The organism is Salinivibrio sp. ML323 (assembly GCF_001995745.1).
GTDB classification, from domain to species: Bacteria; Pseudomonadota; Gammaproteobacteria; order Enterobacterales; family Vibrionaceae; genus Salinivibrio; species Salinivibrio kushneri.
The window spans coordinates 289,409-309,819 of record NZ_MUES01000002.1 but is presented as its reverse complement, the minus strand read 5'-3'; the positions used below and the strand labels follow the sequence as shown (position 1 = coordinate 309,819).

Here is a 20,411-nt window from a genome sequence, read left to right as displayed (position 1 = left end):
GCGCCAGCACAATGCCAATCATTATCACGATGTGGGCCGCGCGCCCGTTGCACGGCGCCATCCGACACCGGGGCCAACGATTACCCCGATCGTGACAGGCGCCCGTTCACAATGTACACATATTCATCATCTTGCCGGGGCTTGTGTCATCGCGCCAATGGCACCACCGATATATAAATTTTGTCATTGTATGCATTCCCACGCTGGAGCGTGGGAACGAGCAAGAAGCGAAGCGTCTCGTCTCTTTCCGTATTCCGTAAGCGAAGCGCTCTGGATTCTCGTGTCATCGTCGCCACGGGTAAAATCAAAAAGACCCGCCGGAGCGGGTCTTTGTCGTTAAGCAGTTGCCTAGGGTCTATTAGGCGTCTGCTTTTTCATCTTTTTTCACAGCTTTCGCAACTTTAGTCGGCGCGGCGGCTGGTCGGTCATCTTTCTTCTTGATCACCGTGGTGCCTTCAAAGGTTTCACATTCTACGTATGGTTTACCGTAGTAAGACGCAACCAACACATCTTTCAACTCTTTGATCAGTGGATAGCGTGGGTTAGCGCCTGTACATTGGTCATCGAACGCTTCTTCCGCCAGCTCATCCAGTTTGGCCATGAAGTCTGCTTCTGGTACACCCGCCGCTTGGATAGAGGTTGGGATGTCTAGTTTCAACTTCATGTCTTCCAACCAGGCTAGCAAACGCTCAATCTTCTGTGCGGTACGGTCACCGGCTTGAGCTAGGCCAAGGTGGTCAGCGATTTCTGCATAGCGACGACGTGCTTGTGGGCGGTCGTACTGTGAGAAAGCTGTTTGCTTGGTTGGGTTGTCATTGGCGTTGAAACGCACCACGTTGGAAATCAGCAATGCGTTCGCCAAACCGTGTGGTAGGTGGAACTCAGCACCGATTTTGTGCGCCATTGAGTGACACACACCCAAGAAGGCGTTAGCAAACGCGACACCGGCAATGGTGGCACCATTGTGCACTTTCTCACGTGCGATTGGGTCGTTTGCACCGTGCGTATAGCTCGCTGGCAGATAGTCTTTCAGCAGTTTCAACGCTTGCAGAGCTTGCCCTTCCGAGTACTCATTTGACAGGATAGACACGTAGGCTTCCATCGCGTGAGTAATCGCATCGTAACCACCAAAGGCAGTCAGTGACTTCGGCATGTTCATCACTAGGTTGGCATCCACAATTGCCATTTGTGGTGTCAGCTCGTAGTCGGCCAGTGGGTACTTCGCGCCCGTTTCATCGTCTGTCACTACCGCAAATGGCGTCACTTCTGAACCAGTACCTGATGTGGTTGTCACACAAACCAGCTCGGCTTTTTTACCCATTTTCGGGAACTTGTAGATACGTTTACGGATATCCATAAAGCGCATCGCTAGCTCTTCGAACGCCGTTTCAGGGTGCTCGTACATGACCCACATGATTTTCGCAGCATCCATCGGTGAACCACCACCTAGGGCAATAATCACGTCTGGCTGGAAGCTCTTCATCGCTTCCGCACCTTTGCGCACCACGGTCAATGTTGGATCCGCTTCTACTTCAAAGAAGGTATTCACGTCCATGCCTTGCGCTTTAAGCATTGACTCGATTTGCTCAGAATAACCGTTGTTAAACAGGAAACGGTCCGTCACGATCATCGCGCGTTTCTTGTCTTCTAAGTCACCCAATGCGATTGGCAAGCTGCCGCGACGGAAGTAGATCGATTTTGGTAGTTTGTGCCACAGCATATTCTCAGCTCGCTTCGCTACGGTTTTCTTGTTCATCAGGTGTTTAGGCCCAACGTTCTCAGAAATTGAGTTACCACCCCATGAGCCACAGCCCAATGTCAGTGAAGGTGCAACGTTAAAGTTGTACAAGTCACCGATACCACCGTGCGTGGTTGGAATGTTCACCAGAATACGTGCTGTTTTCAGGCGATCACCGAAATACTTGATGCGATCTTGGTTAACGTCTTGGTTGGTATACAGGCCTGAGGTGTGGCCGATACCGCCCATTTCCACCATTTTGCAAGCCATGTCGACAGCGTGCTCAAAGCTCTTGGCACGGAACATACCTAGGGTTGGAGAGAGTTTCTCGTGCGCAAACTCTTCTTCAATGCTGATTTCCAGCCCTTCACCAATCAGGATTTTAGTGTCTGATGGCACGCTTACGCCGGCCATCTCCGCAATCTTAGTGGCAGGTTGGCCCACGATATCCGCGTTAAGGTTACCGTTGATAAGTAGTACCTTACGCACTTTATCGGCGTCTGCTTTGCTCAATACATGGCCTTTGTGCGACGCAAAGCGTTCTTTCACTTCGTCGTACACTTCGTCCATCACGATAACCGCTTGCTCGGACGCACACACCACGCCGTTATCGAAGGTTTTTGACATCAGCACAGACGCGACAGCACGTTTAATGTCAGCGGTTTCATCGATAACCACAGGCACGTTACCCGCACCTACGCCAATCGCCGGTTTACCTGATGAGTATGCCGCTTTCACCATGCCTGGACCACCGGTCGCCAGAATCAGGTTAATGTCGTCGTGCTTCATCAGTGCGTTAGAAAGCTCAACTGATGGTTGGTCAATCCAGCCGATGATGTCTTTAGGTGCGCCCGCAGCCACGGCTGCATCAAGAACCAGTTTCGCCGCATCATTGGTCGAGTTTTTCGCACGTGGGTGTGGCGAGAAGATGATGCCGTTACGGGTTTTCAGTGAGATCAGTGATTTGAAGATCGCAGTCGACGTTGGGTTAGTGGTTGGCACGATACCGCAGATAAGGCCCACGGGTTCGGCGATGGTCATGGTGCCGAATTCGTCATTCTCTTCCAGAATGCCGCAGGTTTTGTCGTCTTTGTATTTGTTGTAGATGAACTCAGAGGCGAAGTGGTTTTTGATAACCTTGTCTTCGAGGATACCCATGCCTGACTCTTCGACGGCTTGTTTAGCCAACGGAATACGCGCGTTGTTTGCCGCTAGTGATGCAGCACGGAAGATTTTATCTACTTGCTCCTGTGAATAGGTAGCAAATTCTTGTTGTGCCTTTTTGACACGCTCAACCATCGCGTTGAGTTCGGCAATATTAGTAACAGGCATAGTTGTCTCCTGGTTCATATTTGAAAATCATTTAGTAACTGCTTGCGACCACCAGCCTACCCGATTGGTTGGGTTTTTGATGGCTGCCTGGCGTTTGACCCCTCTAACCGAGATTTCTTTACCCTAACGGCATCGCATTTAGTAAATAACTTTCAAAACTGAGTATAAGTTTTCACAGCGATAGCAACTTGATCTCGATCAGTTGTTATCAAATCAATCACAACGAATTTATTGCTTAACCCCCATGAACATTGGGTTTATTCATCATGTAGCACACAGGCCACGTGTCTAATATTTTCACCAAAGTAACACGAGTTTTACATGTAAGGCCAACAAAAGCGGTGATTTTGTATTATTTTTTCAACAAAAAGAGAACGGCTACCATAAAGCTGTTTCTTTTATTCTTGTAAGCCCACCAATGTGACTCTTTTTTCTCTAGTGAGTAAAAACCGTTTAGTGGCTCAGTATAGTTTGCGCTAACAAACTTGCTCACTCATTTGGGGACTTTTTTGCTCCCTCCCATGACTTCGCTAAAACCGCAATCAAGACTTGCAGAAAATGCAAGGTTAAGCGGTTGGTTTTTAAGCTGAGGTCGCTATACTGGCCCCACCTTTTAACCCGAGAGAAACTGGACTTCCTCACAGCATCACGAGATTCGCCATGGCCGTTTTTGACACCATGATTTTTGTACAGTTTTTTGTCGGGCTTTTTGCCGCCGTTAACCCTATCGGTATCATGCCCGTTTTTGTGACCCTTACCGTGCATCTTGATAAGCAAGAACGAAACCGCACGGCATACACAGCCGCCATCGCGGTGGCGATCATCTTGATTGTTTCCTTGCTTGCCGGACAGATGTTGCTGGATTTGTTTAGTATCTCGCTCGACTCATTCCGGGTGGCCGGTGGCATGCTGCTGCTCAGTATCGCTTTTACCATGATGAACGGTAAGTTGGGGGAAGGTAAGCAAAACAAACAGGAGCAATCCGAGACCATCAGCCGTGAACAGGTGGGCGTGGTACCGCTGGCGATGCCACTGCTCGCGGGGCCAGGTGCGATCAGCTCAACCATTGTGTATGGCTCTCAGTACCCAGATACGTGGAGTACAATTACACTCATCACCACCCTAGTGCTGTTCTCTGCAGGAATTTGGGGGCTGTTTAAAGTCGGTCCTGCAGTGGTGAAATTTTTAGGCCAAACGGGTATCAACGTTATTACGCGGATAATGGGCCTTATCCTTGGTTCCCTCGGGATTGAGTTTATCGCCTCTGGCATGCGCGCCTTGTTCCCCGGCCTTAGCTAAACGCGCGATAAGCCCCTTCAGCGCGTAGAGATAGAAAATCGGCACGCAGTCAGTTGCCGTGCCGGTTTTTTGCGGCTCAATCATGGAAGATTTTTAGCAAGGTAAGCGAATGAATAAGTCACAAAGCCGTCTTCAACACTACCTATACACCACCATCTTTGGCACCGAGACGAAGCACGGGAAAGCATTTGATTTGGCGCTGATTGTGATGATCTTGGCCTCGATGGTGGCGTTGATGCTGGAGTCGATCGCAAGTGTCCATGCTAAATGGTCGCAATGGCTCTATTGGATTGAATGGGGCTTTACCGGTATCTTTACCGTTGAGTATTTACTGCGCCTTTATTGCTCTCCGCGCCCGTCTGCTTATGCGCGAAGTTTTTACGGCGTGGTGGATTTACTGGCGATTCTGCCCACCTATATCGCGATTTTTGTCCCAGGGACGACATACCTGATGGTGGTACGCCTATTGCGGGTATTGCGCATTTTCCGTGTTTTGAGGCTGATGCGCTTTTTGGAAGACTCCAACATTTTGTTACGCTCGATGATGCTGTCATCGCGAAAGGTAATGATTTTCTTCTTCTCCGTGGCGATCCTGGTCACCGTCTTCGGCGCACTCATGTACGTGATTGAAGGGCCAGAGAATGGCTTTACCAGTATTCCCTATGCCATCTATTGGGCTATCGTCACCCTCACCACCGTCGGCTATGGCGATATTGTGCCGCAAACCGATATTGGCAAGGCACTCGCGTCTTTCACCATGTTGATGGGCTATTCGATTATTGCCGTGCCTACCGGGATTATCACCGCCGAAATCGGTCAGCAGATGTCACTGCATCGCAACTTGGTAAAATGCCCTAACTGCTCAAAAAGCGGCCATGAGTCCGACGCCTCATTTTGTAAGCATTGTGGCAGTGAGCTGCCAGAAGCCGATAAGCGCGTGGTTACACCTGGGCTATAACACGGCTTCACGCTGAGTGGCTTGGCAGTCGCTGTGCGTAAAAGCACGAGATACCGATAACAAAAAACGGAGCTAGTCGGCTCCGTTTTTTGTGGCTTATTAGGTAATAAACAGTTGCTTATTTACGGCGCCAGGTGGTGCCTTGCGGGCCGTCTTCCAGCACAATGCCCATCGCGGTAAGCGCATCACGCGCGGCATCAGCGGTTGCAAAATCTTTGGCTTTACGGGCATCGTTCCGTTTTTGAATGAGCGCCTCGATTTCAGCCACTTCATTATCAGCCCCTGCATCGCCTTGCAAGAAGCTATCCGCATCTTGCTCGAGTAAACCAAGAATCGACGCTAACTTACGCATTTGCGCACCCAGTGCGGATGCCGCTGCCAAATCATCGCCACGTAAACGGTTAATCTCACGAGCCATATCGAATAGCACCGAATAGGCTTCTGGGGTGTTAAAGTCATCGTTCATCGCCGCTTCAAAGCGTGCCACGTATTCATCGCCACCGGCAGGGGCGGCCTGAGTGTCTAACCCGCGAAGCGAGGTGTATAGACGCTCAAGTGCTGAACGGGCTTGGTTGAGGTTTTCATCGCTGTAGTTCAATTGGCTGCGATAGTGACCTGAAAGCAGGAAATAACGCACGGTTTCGGCATCATAGTGTGCTAGCACGTCACGGATGGTGAAAAAATTCCCCAAGGATTTGGACATCTTTTCACGATCAACCATCACCATGCCGCTGTGCATCCAGGTGTTGACATATGGGGTGTCATGGGCGCAGCAAGATTGGGCAATTTCATTCTCATGGTGCGGGAACTGCAAATCAGAGCCACCACCATGAATATCAAAATGCTCGCCCAAGATCGCGGAGTTCATTGCCGAGCACTCAATGTGCCAGCCAGGGCGGCCTGGCCCCCAAGGCGACTCCCAGGTCGGCTCGCCAGGTTTCGACATTTTCCACACCACAAAGTCGAGAGGACTGCGCTTGGCTGTCTCAACGTCAACGCGGGCGCCTGCTTGCAGCTGGTCGAGATCTTGCTTCGATAGCTTGCCGTAATCGTCAAATTTGGCCACTTCAAACATCACATCGCCATTGTCCGCGACATACGCAAAGCCACGCTCAATTAGCTTTTCTACCAGTGCGATGATTTCGTCAATGTAGTCGGTCGCGCGTGGCTCGATGTCGGGACGCGCCATGTTCAAGGCGTCAAAGTCTTGATACATTTCACCGATCAAACGCTCGGTCAATGCATCACAGCTCTCGCCATTTTCCGCCGCACGCTTGATGATTTTGTCATCGATATCCGTGATGTTGCGGACAAAGGTTAAATCAAAGCCCAAGTAGCGCAAGTAGCGCGCAATCATGTCAAACGAAACAAAGGTACGCCCGTGACCAATATGACAGAGATCGTAAATTGTCACCCCACACACATACATGCCGATTTTTCCCGGCGTGATGGGTTGAAAGACAGCTTTATCTCGCGTCAGTGAGTTGTAGATCTTTAACGGGGGGGTTTGCGTCGACATAATTATTTGATGACTCGTTACAATAGTGACAATGAGTAAGGTGAAGCAGCTATTACACCTTTTCTACTGGCTTGACGCAAGCCTCTCACGCCCGCGACACCCGGTGAAACATTCAGACTAGGCTCACAACTTAGCGTTGAAACTCCCCTTATCGCTTGAGCTAACCGATACCTTTGAATTATTTTTCAGTGAAGAATCTTTATCGATAAGTATTTATTAGGCAAACTGGCCCTCTGACTGATTGGCACTCACCGATCTTATTGAGACTAACCGAAGTGGCAAAATAATGACTGATAACGCAACCCCTTCCGCTCCCCAAGAGGACAAAGTTGACCTCATTTTACGCCAATGGCACGACGAGCGCCCGGATATTGACCCCAGTCCGATGGCGATCACCGGCCGACTCGCGCGGGTTTTGGGCAATATTAACCCCAAACTACAACAAGTCTTTGGTCAATATAACCTCAACCCTGGCGAGTTTGATGTGTTGGCCTCCCTACGACGTGCGGGCTCGCCCTATACGTTAACCCCCAACCAGCTGCTCGATGCCCTGATGCTCACCTCGGGCGCGATGACTAACCGTATTGATCGCCTCGAACAAAAAGGCTTGGTGTCTCGGAGCCCGGATCCCAATGACCGCCGTGGCGTGTATGTGTCACTGACAGACGCGGGCATGGATTTAATTGATGATGCAGTGACCGATCACACCAACAATTTACACCAGCTCTTGGCGGGCCTCACCGCCGGAGAGCAAGCCGAGCTCGCCGTGTTGCTTAAAAAGTTGCTCGCGCATGTTGAGCCTGCATCTTAATCACTGCGATGCCGCTTAGAGGCCAGTGAAGCGTACAGGGATGATGATTAATTCCACATCCAGGGGATCTTTTCTTGATCAGCGAATACTTTCGGCTAAAATCTGGGATCCTTTTTAGCCAAGCCAATGACAGGATTACATCATGGTGACTCTTCATACCACGTTCGGTGACATCAAACTCCGCATGTTTGCAGACGAAGCACCGGCCACGGTCGAGAACTTTTTACAATACTGCCGTGACGGCTTTTATAATGGAACCCTGTTCCATCGCGTGATTGACGGCTTTATGGTCCAAGGCGGTGGCATGGCCTCTGGCATGGAAGAAAAAGCAACGCGTGCACCGATTAAAAACGAAGCAGACAACGGCCTAAGCAACTTGACCGGTCGCTTGTCGATGGCGCGTACCATGGAGCCGCACTCAGCAAGCTCGCAATTCTTTATCAACGTCAATGACAACCTGTTCTTGGATCACAAAGCGAAGACACCAGATGGTTGGGGCTACTGTGTGTTTGCCGAAGTGGTTGAGGGCATGGACGTGGTCAACAAGATCAAAGGTGTTGCCACCGGTAACTGGGGTTATGTGCACCAGGACGTGCCGGTCGAAGAAGTGTTGATCAATAGCGTGACTATTGAAGACTAAGATGACACTATCGAGCAAGGGTAGCCAAGGCTACCCTTTCTTTTATCACCACCATAAAGCCAACGCATGTCACATACCCTCTTTATTGCCGATCTCCATTTAAGCCCAACGCGGCCAGATATCACCCACTGCTTTGAGCGTTTTATGCACAAAGAGGCGATAAACGCCGACGCTCTTTATGTGTTGGGAGATTTATTTGAGGTGTGGATTGGCGATGATGATCACAGCCCCTTTCATCAGCAAATCAAAACCGCCTTTTCTGCAGTGACTGAGCAAGGCGTGCCGGTGTATTTTATTCATGGCAATCGCGACTTTTTGATTGGCCAACGCTTTGCCAAAGAAACCGGCGTGACGCTGTTAAACGAGCTTGAGTGCATCGATTTATATGGCACCCCTACCCTGATCTTACACGGGGATACCTTGTGTTTAGAGGATGTTGACTATCAAGCGTTTCGCCGCAAAGTCCACCAGCCTTGGTTGCAGCGACTCTTTTTGTGCTTGCCGCTAACATGGCGCCGTAAGATTGCGGCCAAAATGCGCGCAGGCAGTGCCAATGCCAACCAGCAAAAGTCATCCACCATTATGGATGTGACGCCACAAGAGGTGCAGCGCCAGTTAGATGACGCGGGAGTGGTTAACATGATTCACGGCCATACCCATCGCCCCCATGTCCATCAATGGTGTGATCAAGGCCACGATTACCAGCGCATCGTGTTAGGCGATTGGTACCAACACGGGTCGGTATTAGTGTGTGGCCCGCAAGGCTGTGACTTACAAACTCGCGACTTTACCCATCACTAAGCTGTTCAGCCCATCGTTAAGAGATCTTTATGCAGACTGATTTATGCCCTTGTTGTAGTAACAAACCCTACGCCGAATGCTGCGCGCCCGTTCATCAACATCCGGCCAACGCTGCCCACCCTGAGCAATTAATGCGTGCTCGCTATAGCGCACATCCCAAAGGCTTGGTGGATTTTATTGTTGCGACCTATCACAGTGAATGTGGCGCCGGTTCGTTTCGTGAAGACATTGCCACCATGACCCAACATCAGTGGCAATCTCTCGAGGTGCTCGATAGCGAGGTGTTGCAGCAAGATGAACTTGGCTTTGTGACCTTCAAAGCTCACTTTATTGCCGACGGTGAGCCTCAGTGCCTGTACGAGCGATCTCGTTTTGTCAAAGAAACGATCAGTGGACAGCTTCAGTGGCGATATATCGATGGTGTCTTCCCCGGCCAGGTCAAAGCGGGACGCAATGACCCCTGCCCGTGTGGTAGCGGACGCAAATTTAAAAAGTGTTGCAGCTAGCCCCCTAGCCTCGCCGTTCCAAACAACTTCTGGTTAAAAAATCATCAAGATTGGTACTTCGTGGTCGATACTAAGAGTAAGACCAAAGGAGAACCCATCATGAACTGGCTTGGCAATTTGAGTCCTGTATATCGCACGCCGCACGCACCGCCCACGAAAGTATGGGCGATCCGCAAATCGGAACACATTGATGCGCGTAAAGAGCGGCGGCTAGACGATCTCAATGAACATGCTCAGCAACCGCACCAAGAGCACGAGGAAAAAACACCTAAAAAAGACGGTGAACTCGATATTTATGTCTAGCCTCGGTGTCGACGCTCTCGCTGTTCATGGCGATAGCGACGCTTACGGCGATGGCGACGCTTACTTAGCATGACACTTACTTAGCACGACCTGGCATAAAGACACGTGAAAAAAACGCGCTTTGACTGGTTGCAATCCAAACGGATTTTGATATGGTCATAAACAGTTAAGCTTTTTGGTATAGAGCTTATTTTTATCACAGAGCGTACTTTCGTTAGATAATGGACGACCAACAATGATTTCAGCACTAATGACAATGCATCACCACCATCATCCTGACTAGTCTTTCGGGAGGAATGGTTTCGACTGGAAGACGAGTAAAAAGCGCTTCCGTCGGTCATTAGCCAGCTAACAGATTCAGACCCTCGGGAGCACCGTCTTCCGAGGGTTTTTTCTTTTTTAGCTTTTCATTTTTAGACAAGGAAGCACACATGCAAACACAACGCTTACGTATCGCCATCCAAAAAAAGGGCCGTCTCGCCAAGGAGTGCCAAGAGCTACTCAAACGCTGCGGGGTAAAAATCAATTACACCGGTGAGCGTCTAGTGGTTCACGCCGAAAACATGCCCATCGATCTGCTACTGGTCCGTGACGATGATATCCCGGGCCTTATCATGGACGGCGTAGTTGATTTAGGGGTGATTGGCGAGAACGAGTTGGAAGAAGTACGCCTTGAGCGCATCAAGCTGGGCGAGCCCAGTCAGTATCAACTGCTGCGCCGCCTCGACTTTGGCGGCTGCCGTCTTTCCATTGCGCTGGATAAAGACCAAAATTACAACGGCCCACAAGATCTGGCCAACCAACGCATTGCCACCACCTACCCCAATATTCTTAAAGCCTACATGGATAAACAAGGTGTGAACTTTAGCACTTGTATGCTCAATGGCTCCGTGGAAGTCGCGCCGCGTGCAGGGCTCGCCGATGCGATTTGTGATTTGGTCTCAACCGGCGCCACCTTAGAGGCCAACGGCTTGAAAGAAGCCGAAGTCATTTTTCGCTCCAAGGCAGTATTAATTCAGCGTGAAGGCAGCTTCAGTGAAGAGAAAACCGCATTGATTGAACGCTTGCTCACCCGCATGCAAGGCGTGATTCAAGCCAAAGAGTCGAAATACATCATGCTTCACGCGCCGAGCGAGGCGCTAGAAAAAATTGTTGAGCTGCTTCCCGGTGCCGAAGACCCGACCATTTTGCCGCTCGCACACGAAAAAAGCCGTGTGGCGGTGCACCTGGTGAGCACCGAGAACCTGTTCTGGGAAACCATGGAAAAGCTCAAACAATTGGGCGCAAGCTCAATCTTGGTCCTGCCGATTGAAAAGATGATGGAGTAAGTCACCATGCGAACAGTAGTCTGGAAATCACTCGGAGAGTCACAAAAAGAGGGCTTGATGCGCCGCCCTGCGATCACAACCGGCGCGCAAACCCAAGCGAGCGTCGCGGAGATTATCGCCGATGTCCGTGAACGGGGAGATGAAAGTTTAAAGGCGCTGACCAAAAGATTTGATGGTGTCGAACTTGATAGCATCAAACTCGACAAAGCGACCTTGGCCGACGCTGAAGCGCGCTTGGGGGAAGATATCAAACTTGCTCTACGTCAGGCCTACGACAACATCAGCACCTTTCACCGCGCGCAAAAAGCCCAGCCGTTGAAAGTCGAAACCATGCCGGGGGTGGTATGTGAATCCATCACTCGCCCGATTAACCGCGTCGGGCTGTATATTCCTGGCGGTAGCGCGCCCTTGCCGTCGACTGTGTTGATGCTGGGCGTCCCCGCACAAATTGCCGGCTGCCGTAAAGTGGTGCTCTGTACCCCACCGCCGGTGGCCGATGAAATTTTATACTGTGCCAAACTGTGTGAGATTGATGAAATTTATACCCTTGGCGGCGCACAAGCGGTGGCGGCGATGGCCTTTGGCACCCAAAGCGTGACCAAGGTGGATAAAATTTTTGGCCCGGGTAATGCCTATGTCACCGAAGCCAAACGGCAAGTGAGCCTTGCTGCCAATGGTGCAGCGATGGACATGCCTGCTGGCCCCTCGGAAGTGTTAGTGATTGCCGATGCCGGCGCGGATCCAGACTTTGTGGCCGCCGATTTACTCAGCCAAGCGGAGCACGGCCCCGACTCGCAAGTGGTGCTGGTGACCCCCGCCCCGGAAATGGCGGAGAAAGTGGCGGATGCAGTGCAGCAGCAATTAACCACGCTCAGCCGCGCAGAGATTGCTAAACAAGCGCTGGGCAGCAGTGTGATTATCATTGCCGACACCCTCACTCAGTGCGTGTCGATTTCTAACCGCTATGGGCCGGAGCACTTGATTGTGCAAACCCAACAGCCAAGAGATTTATTGCCACTGTTAGATAACGCCGGCTCGATTTTCTTAGGGGCCTACTCGCCCGAGTCTGTGGGTGATTACGCCTCTGGCACCAATCACGTGCTCCCCACTTATGGCTATACACGCACCTATAGCAGCCTTGGACTGGCCGACTTTACCAAGCGGATGACGGTGCAAGAGCTTAGCGACACTGGGTTACAAACACTGGGCCCGACCGTGATGCGCATTGCCGAAGCAGAAGGCTTGGATGCACACCGCCAAGCGGTCGATATTCGTCTGACTAAACTACAACAAACCCAAGACTCAGAGGACTCGTTAGCATGAGCATCGAAAAACTCGCCCGTGAGCAAGTACAAGCGCTCACGCCTTATCAGTCAGCCCGCCGCATCGGCGGTAGCGGGGATGTCTGGCTCAATGCCAACGAGTCGCCCTTTGACAATGCTTACACCGTAAGCGGCCAAGGGCTCAATCGCTACTCCAGCTGCCAGCCGGCATCATTGATTAATGCCTATGCCAACTATGCCGGCGTAGACACGGGCCAAGTGATTACCACTCGTGGCGCCGATGAAGGGATTGATTTATTGCTGCGCGCGTTTTGCGAGCCAAACCAAGATAGCGTACTGATTTGCCCACCCACCTATGGCATGTATGCGGTCAGTGCCGAAAACCAAGGGATCGCGACCACCCAAGTCCCGCTCACCGCCGACTGGCAGCTGGACATGGCAGGAATTGATTCCGCCTTGGAAACAGATGCCAACATCAAGCTTATCTTCGTGTGTAGTCCTAATAATCCGACTGGCAATCTCATTAACCGTGACGACATTGAGGCGCTACTCACCCGTACCCAAGGTCGGGCGATTGTGGTGCTAGATGAGGCCTATATTGAATTTAGTCCAGAAGCGACCTGCACCGACTTGCTCGCACGCTTTGATAATCTGGCCATTTTGCGCACCCTATCCAAAGCGTTCGCTCTTGCGGGACTGCGTTGCGGCTTTACCCTCGCCAGTCCCGCGATTATTAACTTGATGCTTAAGGTGATCCCGCCGTATCCCGTACCGGTGCCCGTGGCAGACATTGCCGAACAAGCGCTCTCCGAAGCGGGTTTGGCGCGGATGAAATATCAGGTTTTGGACTTAACCGCCAACCGTGCCTATTTGCAAGCCGGCCTCAGTATGCTGCCAGGCGTCGAGGTGCATCCAGGTTTTGGCAATTATCTGCTCATCACCCTAGATGACGCTGACGCGGTGTTCGCACGTTTAGGGCGTGCCGGCATGATAGTGCGCCAAACCGCCGTGGCCAACAGCTTGCGCATCAGCATTGGTAACCGTGACGAATGTGAAAAAGTGCTGGCCTTTATCCGCCAGCAACTCAGTGAATAAGGACAACCACTGTGAAAGACAAGATTTTATTTATTGACCGTGATGGCACCTTAATTGTGGAGCCGCCTGAAGACTATCAAGTGGATCGTCTGGATAAATTGGCCTTTGAGCCAGACGTGATCCCTGCACTACTCAGCCTGCAAGCGGCGGGTTACACCTTGGTGATGGTGAGCAATCAAGATGGTCTGGGAACCGAGAGCTTCCCGCAAGCGGACTTTGATGCGCCACACAACATGATGATGGCCCTGTTTCGCTCACAAGGGATCCATTTTGAAGACGTACTGATTTGCCCGCACTTTGATAGCGATGACTGTAGCTGTCGCAAACCCAAACTAGGCTTGGTGAAAGACTATCTACAGCAAGGCCGAATTGATTTCGCCCAATCGGCGGTGATTGGCGATCGCGACACCGATATCACCTTAGCGAACAATATGGCGCTACAAGGGATCAAATATCAACGCGACGTGATGGGCTGGCCACAGATTGTCGAGCGCCTCACTCAGCAGCCGCGATTGGCCAGCGTCACCCGCGCCACCAAAGAAACCGACATTCAGGTGGATGTTAACCTGGATAAGAGTGGCGGCAGTCGCATTGAAACCGGATTGGGCTTTTTTGACCACATGTTAGACCAAATCGCCACCCACGGCGGCTTTCAGCTCAACGTTTGCGTCAAAGGCGATTTGCACATCGACGACCACCACACTATTGAAGATACCGCCCTGGCGTTGGGCGACGCACTCAAACGGGCGCTGGGTGATAAGCGCGGCATTGGCCGTTTTGGATTTAGCCTGCCGATGGATGAGTGCTTGGCGCAATGTGCGTTGGATTTATCCGGACGTCCGTTTCTTAAGTTTGAGGCCAGCTTCCCGCAGCCACAAGTGGGCGATATGTCGACCGAAATGGTCGGGCATTTTTTCCGCTCATTGACCGATACTTTGGCCTGTACCCTGCACCTAACCGTGTCGGGCGAAAATACCCACCACTTGGTAGAAAGCTTATTTAAAGCCTTTGGCCGCACCTTGCGTCAAGCCATCAAGGTCGAAGGCGACGCCCTGCCAAGTAGTAAAGGAGTGCTGTAATGCGCAAACAGACTGTCATTATCGATACCGGCTGCGCCAATGTGTCCTCGGTACGCTTTGCTGTCGAACGCCTGGGGTATCAAGCCACACTAAGCCGCGATCCCGACGTGGTACTCGGGGCAGATAAACTCTTTTTGCCCGGTGTCGGCACGGCCAGTGAAGCGATGAAAAACCTCACCGAACGCGGCTTGGTGGATTTGGTTAAGCAAGTGGAGCAACCGCTGCTGGGAATTTGTCTTGGCATGCAAATGTTGGGAACGCGCTCGGATGAAGGCGATAGCCCGGTCGAGTGCCTCGGCCACATCTCCGCCCCCACCAAACTGATGGATACCGCAGGGCAGCCTCTGCCTCATATGGGTTGGAACCGAGTCGCCACCGTCAATGACCATCCCTTATTTGATGGCATTCCCGCAGGCAGCCACTTTTACTTTGTCCATAGTTATGCGATGCCGGTCGGTGATTACACCTTGGCACAATGTCATTATGGCCATGCGTTCAGTGCGGCCATCAATCAAGGCAACTACTATGGGGTTCAGTTTCACCCTGAGCGCTCGGGCAAAGTGGGCGCGCGTTTGATTCAGAATTTTTTGGAGATGTAAGCAAGGATGATTATACCAGCACTCGATTTGATAGATGGCCAAGTGGTGCGCCTTTATCAAGGGGATTATCAGCAAAAAACCGACTACGGTTTTGACCCGCGTGAGCAGTTTGCGCGTTACCATCAAGCGGGCGCGGATTGGTTGCATCTCGTGGATTTAACCGGTGCCAAAGATCCGACCGCGCGTCAGGTCGATTTAATCACCGAGATTTTGCAATCAACGCCTGCCAACATCCAAATTGGCGGCGGCGTGCGCACCGAAATGGACGTGATTGAGCTGCTAAACACCGGTGCGCAGCGCGTAGTGATCGGCTCCACCGCGGTTAAATCCCCCGATTTGGTTAAAGGCTGGATGCAAACCTACGGCCCTGACCGCATTGTATTGGCACTCGACATTCATATCGACAACGACGGGACGCGACGCGTGGCGGTGTCCGGCTGGCAACAAGACTCCGGCGTCACCATTGAAGCGCTCCTCGACGATTATCTGTCCGTCGGGCTCAAGCATGTGCTGTGCACCGATATCTCCCGCGATGGCACCTTGCAAGGCAGCAATGTGGCGCTTTACCGCGACTTGTGTCAGCGCTATCCGAGCATTGCGTTTCAATCATCAGGCGGCATTGGCCGTCTCGAAGACATTCGCGCCTTACGCGATACTGGCGTCGCAGGCGTAATCGTCGGCCGCGCCCTACTGGAAGGCAACTTTAGCGCAGAGGAGGCGATCGCATGCTGGCAAAACGGATAATTCCTTGTTTGGACGTCCGCGACGGACAAGTGGTCAAAGGCGTGCAATTTCGCAATCACGAAATCATCGGCGATATCGTCCCGCTCGCCAAACGCTACGCCGAAGAAGGCGCTGACGAGTTGGTGTTTTATGACATCACCGCCTCCAGTGACAGCCGGGTGGTCGATAAAAGCTGGGTTAGTCGCGTCGCGGAAGTAATTGATATCCCCTTTTGCGTCGCCGGTGGGATTAAATCCGAAGCCGATGCCCAGCAAATCCTGGAATTTGGCGCGGATAAAATTTCAATCAACTCACCGGCATTGGCCGACCCGAGTCTGATCACGCGACTGGCCAATAAGTTTGGCGTGCAGTGCGTGGTGGTTGGGATTGATTCCTTCTTCGATGAAGCCACCGGACACTATCAGGTCTATCAATTTACCGGCGATGAAAGCCGTACTCAGGCCACGCCTTGGCAAACCGCTGCCTGGGTTGAGGAAGTCCAACAGCGAGGCGCAGGCGAAATCGTACTCAATATGATGAACCGCGATGGCGTGCGCCAAGGCTATGACTTAACCCAACTAAAAATGGTGAGAGAGCGCTGTCAGGTGCCCCTGATTGCCTCCGGCGGTGCCGGTGAAATGTCGCACTTCGCCGACGCCTTTTTACAAGCGAATGTCGATGGCGCGCTGGCCGCCTCAGTGTTTCACAAGCAAATCATCGCGATAAGCGAATTAAAACAAGCATTAAAACAACAAGGGATCGAGGTAAGAGTATGACGGCAGCGTGGGTAGAACGTATCGATTGGGAGAAAAACGCCGGCTTGGTGCCTGCGATTATCCAACACAGCGATAGCGGCCAAGTTTTGATGCTGGGCTACATGAATGCCGATGCACTGAACGCGACGCTCGAAACCGGTCGCATCACCTTTTGGTCGCGCAGCAAGTCGCGTCTTTGGGTAAAAGGCGAAAGCTCCGGCCATGTGTTAAGCCTGGAGCACATTGCACTCGATTGCGATCAAGACACCTTGTTGGTCACGGCGACGCCACACGGGCCCACCTGTCACCTCGGCACGACCACCTGCTTTGACAGTGACAATAAACCGCCACATACCGGCCCCGGCTTTTTGTCGAGCCTAGAGCAAGTGCTTGCCAGCCGCAAAGACGCCGCGCCTGATGACTCTTACACTGCAAGTTTATTTGCCAAAGGCACCAAGCGTATCGCGCAAAAAGTGGGGGAAGAAGGGGTCGAAGTCGCCCTCGCTGCCACGGCAGGCGATAAGGCCGAGCTATTAAACGAAAGCGCCGACTTGCTTTATCACCTGTTGGTATTACTGCAAGACCAAGAGCTTAGCCTCCATCAAGTAACCGAAGTCCTCGCCTCTCGCCACCAAGGCTAACGACTACGCACGTTAGCGTAAACAAGGCTCCTTCAAAGCGCCGCACAACTGCGGCGCTTTGTGTAACGCAAGTTATCTCACTCGCAATTTAAGAGATAATACACGCCTTTGATTGACGCTCATCCCATGCCAAAATACGTTTGATGCATGATCAAATCATTCGCAGATAAACGAACGCAGGCACTATACTCAAAGGGAACGTCAAAGAGGTTCCCTACCGAGCTGACGGTAAGTGCGGCAAGAAAGTTGGAGTATATCGATCTCGCCACACAGCTCGATGATCTCAAGGTACCGCCCGGTAATCGCCTTCACGCTTTGTCAGGAAACAGACAAGGGCAATATGCAATAGCGATAAACAAACAGTGGCGCATTTGCTTTCGCTTTGAAGACGGTGACGCGTATGACGTCGAGGTTTGCGACTACCACTAATGAGGTAACAGTGATGACGATTTTCAATACAACTGGCATGCAACGCCAACCGACGCATCCTGGAGCCATGTTGCGCGAAGACTTTCTGCCCGATTACGGCTTGAGTGTAGAACAATTGGCTGATGCTTTGGGCGTTTCTCGTCAATCGATGACTGCCGTACTGGATGAACGCAAAGCCATAAGCCCGGAGCTGGCGCTCCGTCTCGCTCGTCTGTTTGGTAACTCGCCTGAGTTTTGGCTCAATGCGCAAAGGGCCGTTGATCTTTGGGAGGCGTCGCAATCAATTAAACACGAGGTAGAAAAAATAAAACCGCTTGATGTCGCTTAATCGCGCGTCATGGCCGTAGCAGATCGCCAAATCCTGCTCAGATCAGTTAAACTGCCTGTATTCCCGACAGTTAGTGACAAGGCGTCCTATGTTTAACGGTAAATCCATTCTGATCACCGGCGGTACTGGTTCTTTTGGTAAAAAATACGTCCGCACCCTGCTTGAACGCTATCAACCACGTCGCCTCGTGGTGCTCTCTCGCGATGAGCTCAAGCAATATGAAATGCAGCAAACCTTTAACGCCCCTTGCATGCGCTATTTTATCGGCGATGTGCGTGATGGCGATCGTTTAATGCAAGCGATGCAAGGCATCGACTATGTGATTCATGCTGCTGCACTCAAGCAGGTACCTGCCGCCGAATACAACCCGATGGAATGTATCAAGACCAACATTCACGGTGCAGAGAATGTGATTCGCGCTGCGATTGCCAACGGGGTGGAAAAGGTAATTGCGCTCTCGACCGATAAGGCCGCCAGCCCCAATAATCTCTATGGCGCCACCAAACTGTGTTCAGATAAATTGTTTGTCGCCGCTAACAATATGACCGGGGGCCAAAAGACACGCTTTTCGGTGGTGCGCTATGGCAATGTGGTCGGCTCGCGCGGCTCTGTGGTGCCTTTGTTTAAGAAAAAGGCAGCGGAAGGCGCGGATCACTTGCCCATTACCCATCCTGAAATGACCCGTTTTTGGATTACCTTGCAGCAAGGGGTGGATTTTGTGCTGAAAAACTTTTCACGCATGTATGGCGGGGAAATATTTGTTCCTAAGATCCCATCGGTTCGCCTGACGGATCTCGCCAGCGCCTATGCCCCAAACACGCCCGTCAAGGTGATAGGCATTCGCCCCGGCGAAAAAATGCATGAAGTGATGTGTCCGGCTGATGATGCGCACCTGACGCTCGAATTTGCCGATCATTACGTGATTTGTCCCACCATTAAGTTCTACGATGCCGATGATGACTATCGAGAAAATGCGTTGGGCGAAAAAGGACAGCCCGTGCCAGAAGGCTTTGAGTATCAATCAGGTACTAACCCAGATGTGTTAACCGTCGAGGCCATTTTGCAACTCGACGCCGAGCAGTAAAGGAGTATGGCGTTGATCCCATACGGAAAGCAGCATCTTAGTGAGCAAGACTACGCCGCTGTGCTTGAGGTGCTAAAAAGTGATTATCTGACGCAAGGCCCGCAAGTTCCGGCTTTTGAAGCCGCCGTCGCCGAACTCACCGGGGCGGCGCATGCGGTCGCCGTCAATAGCGCGACATCTGCCCTGCATCTGGCTTGTCTGGCGTTAGGACTGGGCCCAGGCGATCGTTTATGGACCTCGCCCATTACCTTTGTCGCGTCAGCTAATTGTGGACGATACTGTGGTGCCGAGGTGGACTTCGTCGATATCGATCCGAACACACGTAACCTATGCCCCAAGCAGCTCGCGAAAAAGCTAGCGCAAGCGGCCGCGACTCACACCTTACCCAAAGTGCTGGTGGTGGTGCATATGGCCGGCGCCAGTGCGCCAATGGCCGAGATTGCCGCGCTTGCCAAGCGTTATCAGATAGCCATTATTGAGGATGCGTCACATGCAATGGGCGCCCACTATCAAGACGCGGCAGTGGGTGGATGCCAGTACAGCGATATTAGCGTATTTAGTTTTCATCCGGTTAAAGTGGTTACCGCGGGAGAGGCTGGGGTTGCCACCACCCAAAATGCCACATTGGCGAAAGCGCTGCGTCAGTTGCGTAGCCACGGCATCACCCGTGACGCAGAAGACAGCCACGCACCCTTACCGCCTTGGGGTTATGAGCAGCATGCATTGGGGATGAACTATCGCCTCTCGGATATTCATGCCGCGCTTGGCCGTTCACAACTAACCCAACTTGGTTCCTTTATCGCCAGACGGTTTGCACTCGCCGAGCGCTACCATCAAGCGCTGGCGGATTTGCCCGTCAAGCGACCCATTTTAGACCCTGAGTCGGCATGGCATTTGTATTTGATTGAGCTTGAGCACGCCGATACACGCCGCGCGGTTTTTGAGGCAATGCGTGCGCAAGGCATTGGCGTGAACGTGCACTATATTCCTGTGCATACGCAACCTTACTATCAGGCACTGGGCTTCCAGCCCGGAGACTTTCCGCTTGCCGAACAGTATTACGCGGGCGCACTCACTTTGCCACTTTACCCCGATTTAACCGAGCAACAGCAAGATACAGTGATTGCTGCGCTACAAAAAGCCATTGAGGATGCGTGACC

Annotated in this window: 21 protein-coding genes and 1 other annotated feature; of the genes, 19 read left to right on the top strand and 2 right to left on the bottom strand. The window is 51.9% G+C overall.

The features are described 5' to 3' along the window. Nucleotides 1-358: 358 nt before the first annotated feature. Nucleotides 359-3,088 (bottom strand): bifunctional acetaldehyde-CoA/alcohol dehydrogenase, encoded by a 2,730-nt coding sequence (gene adhE / locus BZG13_RS03020; protein WP_274532394.1) that lies wholly within the window; start codon nt 3,086-3,088, stop codon nt 359-361. Nucleotides 3,089-3,730: 642 nt separating this feature from the next. Here adhE and BZG13_RS03015 point away from each other — a divergent pair. Beyond that, the gene (locus tag BZG13_RS03015; protein WP_077484877.1) at nt 3,731-4,369 is read left to right on the top strand and encodes a YchE family NAAT transporter; all 639 of its coding nucleotides are present in this window, start codon (nt 3,731-3,733) and stop codon (nt 4,367-4,369) included. A 109-nt stretch (nt 4,370-4,478) separates the two neighbouring features. Then, nucleotides 4,479-5,327 (top strand): ion transporter, encoded by an 849-nt coding sequence (locus BZG13_RS03010; RefSeq protein ID WP_069361222.1) that lies wholly within the window; start codon nt 4,479-4,481, stop codon nt 5,325-5,327. 118 nt (nt 5,328-5,445) lie between these two features. Here BZG13_RS03010 and cysS read toward each other — a convergent pair whose 3' ends face one another. After that, complete coding sequence (gene cysS, locus BZG13_RS03005; protein WP_077484875.1) at nt 5,446-6,846, bottom strand: cysteine--tRNA ligase; 1,401 nt, start codon at nt 6,844-6,846, stop codon at nt 5,446-5,448. Between the two features lie 286 nt (nt 6,847-7,132). On the opposite strand from cysS, the gene BZG13_RS03000 reads away from it, so the two are divergent. From BZG13_RS03000 to pseC, 17 genes are all read left to right on the top strand, one after another. After that, entirely contained in the window at nt 7,133-7,657 is a 525-nt protein-coding gene (locus BZG13_RS03000; RefSeq protein WP_077484873.1) for a MarR family winged helix-turn-helix transcriptional regulator, read from the top strand. 142 nt (nt 7,658-7,799) lie between these two features. Next, on the top strand, nt 7,800-8,297 hold the full coding sequence (locus BZG13_RS02995; protein WP_069361219.1) for a peptidylprolyl isomerase: 498 nt from the start codon (nt 7,800-7,802) through the stop codon (nt 8,295-8,297). A gap of 66 nt (nt 8,298-8,363) precedes the next feature. Continuing rightward, the gene (gene lpxH, locus BZG13_RS02990; protein WP_077484870.1) at nt 8,364-9,098 is read left to right on the top strand and encodes a UDP-2,3-diacylglucosamine diphosphatase; all 735 of its coding nucleotides are present in this window, start codon (nt 8,364-8,366) and stop codon (nt 9,096-9,098) included. Nucleotides 9,099-9,127: 29 nt separating this feature from the next. Continuing rightward, nucleotides 9,128-9,604: a YchJ family metal-binding protein gene (locus BZG13_RS02985; protein WP_077484868.1), complete on the top strand. Its 477-nt coding sequence runs from the start codon at nt 9,128-9,130 to the stop codon at nt 9,602-9,604. Between the two features lie 99 nt (nt 9,605-9,703). Next, a complete protein-coding gene (locus BZG13_RS02980) occupies nt 9,704-9,907 on the top strand; it encodes a hypothetical protein (RefSeq protein ID WP_077484865.1) in 204 nt (67 codons plus the stop codon). A 258-nt stretch (nt 9,908-10,165) separates the two neighbouring features. Beyond that, nucleotides 10,166-10,304, top strand: a sequence feature (His leader region). Nucleotides 10,305-10,338: 34 nt separating this feature from the next. Beyond that, nucleotides 10,339-11,235 (top strand): ATP phosphoribosyltransferase, encoded by an 897-nt coding sequence (gene hisG / locus BZG13_RS02975; RefSeq protein WP_077484862.1) that lies wholly within the window; start codon nt 10,339-10,341, stop codon nt 11,233-11,235. 6 nt (nt 11,236-11,241) lie between these two features. Then, nucleotides 11,242-12,558, top strand: a complete 1,317-nt coding sequence (hisD, locus tag BZG13_RS02970; RefSeq protein WP_077484859.1) for a histidinol dehydrogenase — start codon at nt 11,242-11,244, stop codon at nt 12,556-12,558. Between the two features lie 2 nt (nt 12,559-12,560). Then, nucleotides 12,561-13,613, top strand: a complete 1,053-nt coding sequence (hisC, locus tag BZG13_RS02965) for a histidinol-phosphate transaminase (protein ID WP_108743854.1) — start codon at nt 12,561-12,563, stop codon at nt 13,611-13,613. An 11-nt stretch (nt 13,614-13,624) separates the two neighbouring features. After that, nucleotides 13,625-14,692, top strand: coding sequence for a bifunctional histidinol-phosphatase/imidazoleglycerol-phosphate dehydratase HisB (hisB, locus tag BZG13_RS02960; RefSeq protein WP_077484854.1), 1,068 nt, complete (start codon nt 13,625-13,627; stop codon nt 14,690-14,692). After that, the gene (gene hisH, locus BZG13_RS02955) at nt 14,692-15,291 is read left to right on the top strand and encodes an imidazole glycerol phosphate synthase subunit HisH (protein WP_077484851.1); all 600 of its coding nucleotides are present in this window, start codon (nt 14,692-14,694) and stop codon (nt 15,289-15,291) included. Before hisB ends, hisH begins: the two co-directional genes overlap by 1 nt. A 6-nt stretch (nt 15,292-15,297) precedes the next feature. Beyond that, the gene (gene hisA, locus BZG13_RS02950; RefSeq protein ID WP_077484849.1) at nt 15,298-16,035 is read left to right on the top strand and encodes a 1-(5-phosphoribosyl)-5-[(5-phosphoribosylamino)methylideneamino]imidazole-4-carboxamide isomerase; all 738 of its coding nucleotides are present in this window, start codon (nt 15,298-15,300) and stop codon (nt 16,033-16,035) included. Further along, nucleotides 16,017-16,790, top strand: coding sequence for an imidazole glycerol phosphate synthase subunit HisF (gene hisF / locus BZG13_RS02945; RefSeq protein ID WP_077484847.1), 774 nt, complete (start codon nt 16,017-16,019; stop codon nt 16,788-16,790). The genes hisA and hisF overlap by 19 nt, the downstream gene beginning before the upstream one ends. Further along, a complete protein-coding gene (gene hisIE / locus BZG13_RS02940; RefSeq protein ID WP_077484844.1) occupies nt 16,787-17,410 on the top strand; it encodes a bifunctional phosphoribosyl-AMP cyclohydrolase/phosphoribosyl-ATP diphosphatase HisIE in 624 nt (207 codons plus the stop codon). Before hisF ends, hisIE begins: the two co-directional genes overlap by 4 nt. Nucleotides 17,411-17,557: 147 nt before the next feature. Further along, on the top strand, nt 17,558-17,839 hold the full coding sequence (locus BZG13_RS15615) for a type II toxin-antitoxin system RelE/ParE family toxin (protein ID WP_077484841.1): 282 nt from the start codon (nt 17,558-17,560) through the stop codon (nt 17,837-17,839). Between the two features lie 13 nt (nt 17,840-17,852). Beyond that, complete coding sequence (locus BZG13_RS02930) at nt 17,853-18,167, top strand: HigA family addiction module antitoxin (protein ID WP_077484839.1); 315 nt, start codon at nt 17,853-17,855, stop codon at nt 18,165-18,167. A gap of 88 nt (nt 18,168-18,255) precedes the next feature. Further along, nucleotides 18,256-19,251, top strand: a complete 996-nt coding sequence (pseB, locus tag BZG13_RS02925) for a UDP-N-acetylglucosamine 4,6-dehydratase (inverting) (RefSeq protein ID WP_077484836.1) — start codon at nt 18,256-18,258, stop codon at nt 19,249-19,251. Between the two features lie 12 nt (nt 19,252-19,263). Next, on the top strand, nt 19,264-20,409 hold the full coding sequence (gene pseC / locus BZG13_RS02920; RefSeq protein ID WP_077484912.1) for a UDP-4-amino-4,6-dideoxy-N-acetyl-beta-L-altrosamine transaminase: 1,146 nt from the start codon (nt 19,264-19,266) through the stop codon (nt 20,407-20,409). Nucleotides 20,410-20,411: the final 2 nt, after the last annotated feature.

Bases quoted from the DNA above. Each gene is read 5' to 3' on its own strand.
- adhE (WP_274532394.1), bottom strand. From the start codon at position 3,088: ATGAACCAGGAGACAACTATGCCTGTTACTAATATTGCCGAACTCAAC.
- BZG13_RS03015 (WP_077484877.1), top strand. From the start codon at position 3,731: ATGGCCGTTTTTGACACCATGATTTTTGTACAGTTTTTTGTCGGGCTT.
- BZG13_RS03010 (WP_069361222.1), top strand. From the start codon at position 4,479: ATGAATAAGTCACAAAGCCGTCTTCAACACTACCTATACACCACCATC.
- cysS (WP_077484875.1), bottom strand. From the start codon at position 6,846: ATGTCGACGCAAACCCCCCCGTTAAAGATCTACAACTCACTGACGCGA.
- BZG13_RS03000 (WP_077484873.1), top strand. From the start codon at position 7,133: ATGACTGATAACGCAACCCCTTCCGCTCCCCAAGAGGACAAAGTTGAC.
- BZG13_RS02995 (WP_069361219.1), top strand. From the start codon at position 7,800: ATGGTGACTCTTCATACCACGTTCGGTGACATCAAACTCCGCATGTTT.
- lpxH (WP_077484870.1), top strand. From the start codon at position 8,364: ATGTCACATACCCTCTTTATTGCCGATCTCCATTTAAGCCCAACGCGG.
- BZG13_RS02985 (WP_077484868.1), top strand. From the start codon at position 9,128: ATGCAGACTGATTTATGCCCTTGTTGTAGTAACAAACCCTACGCCGAA.
- BZG13_RS02980 (WP_077484865.1), top strand. From the start codon at position 9,704: ATGAACTGGCTTGGCAATTTGAGTCCTGTATATCGCACGCCGCACGCA.
- hisG (WP_077484862.1), top strand. From the start codon at position 10,339: ATGCAAACACAACGCTTACGTATCGCCATCCAAAAAAAGGGCCGTCTC.
- hisD (WP_077484859.1), top strand. From the start codon at position 11,242: ATGCGAACAGTAGTCTGGAAATCACTCGGAGAGTCACAAAAAGAGGGC.
- hisH (WP_077484851.1), top strand. From the start codon at position 14,692: ATGCGCAAACAGACTGTCATTATCGATACCGGCTGCGCCAATGTGTCC.
- hisA (WP_077484849.1), top strand. From the start codon at position 15,298: ATGATTATACCAGCACTCGATTTGATAGATGGCCAAGTGGTGCGCCTT.
- hisF (WP_077484847.1), top strand. From the start codon at position 16,017: ATGCTGGCAAAACGGATAATTCCTTGTTTGGACGTCCGCGACGGACAA.
- hisIE (WP_077484844.1), top strand. From the start codon at position 16,787: ATGACGGCAGCGTGGGTAGAACGTATCGATTGGGAGAAAAACGCCGGC.
- BZG13_RS15615 (WP_077484841.1), top strand. From the start codon at position 17,558: ATGATCAAATCATTCGCAGATAAACGAACGCAGGCACTATACTCAAAG.
- BZG13_RS02930 (WP_077484839.1), top strand. From the start codon at position 17,853: ATGACGATTTTCAATACAACTGGCATGCAACGCCAACCGACGCATCCT.
- pseB (WP_077484836.1), top strand. From the start codon at position 18,256: ATGTTTAACGGTAAATCCATTCTGATCACCGGCGGTACTGGTTCTTTT.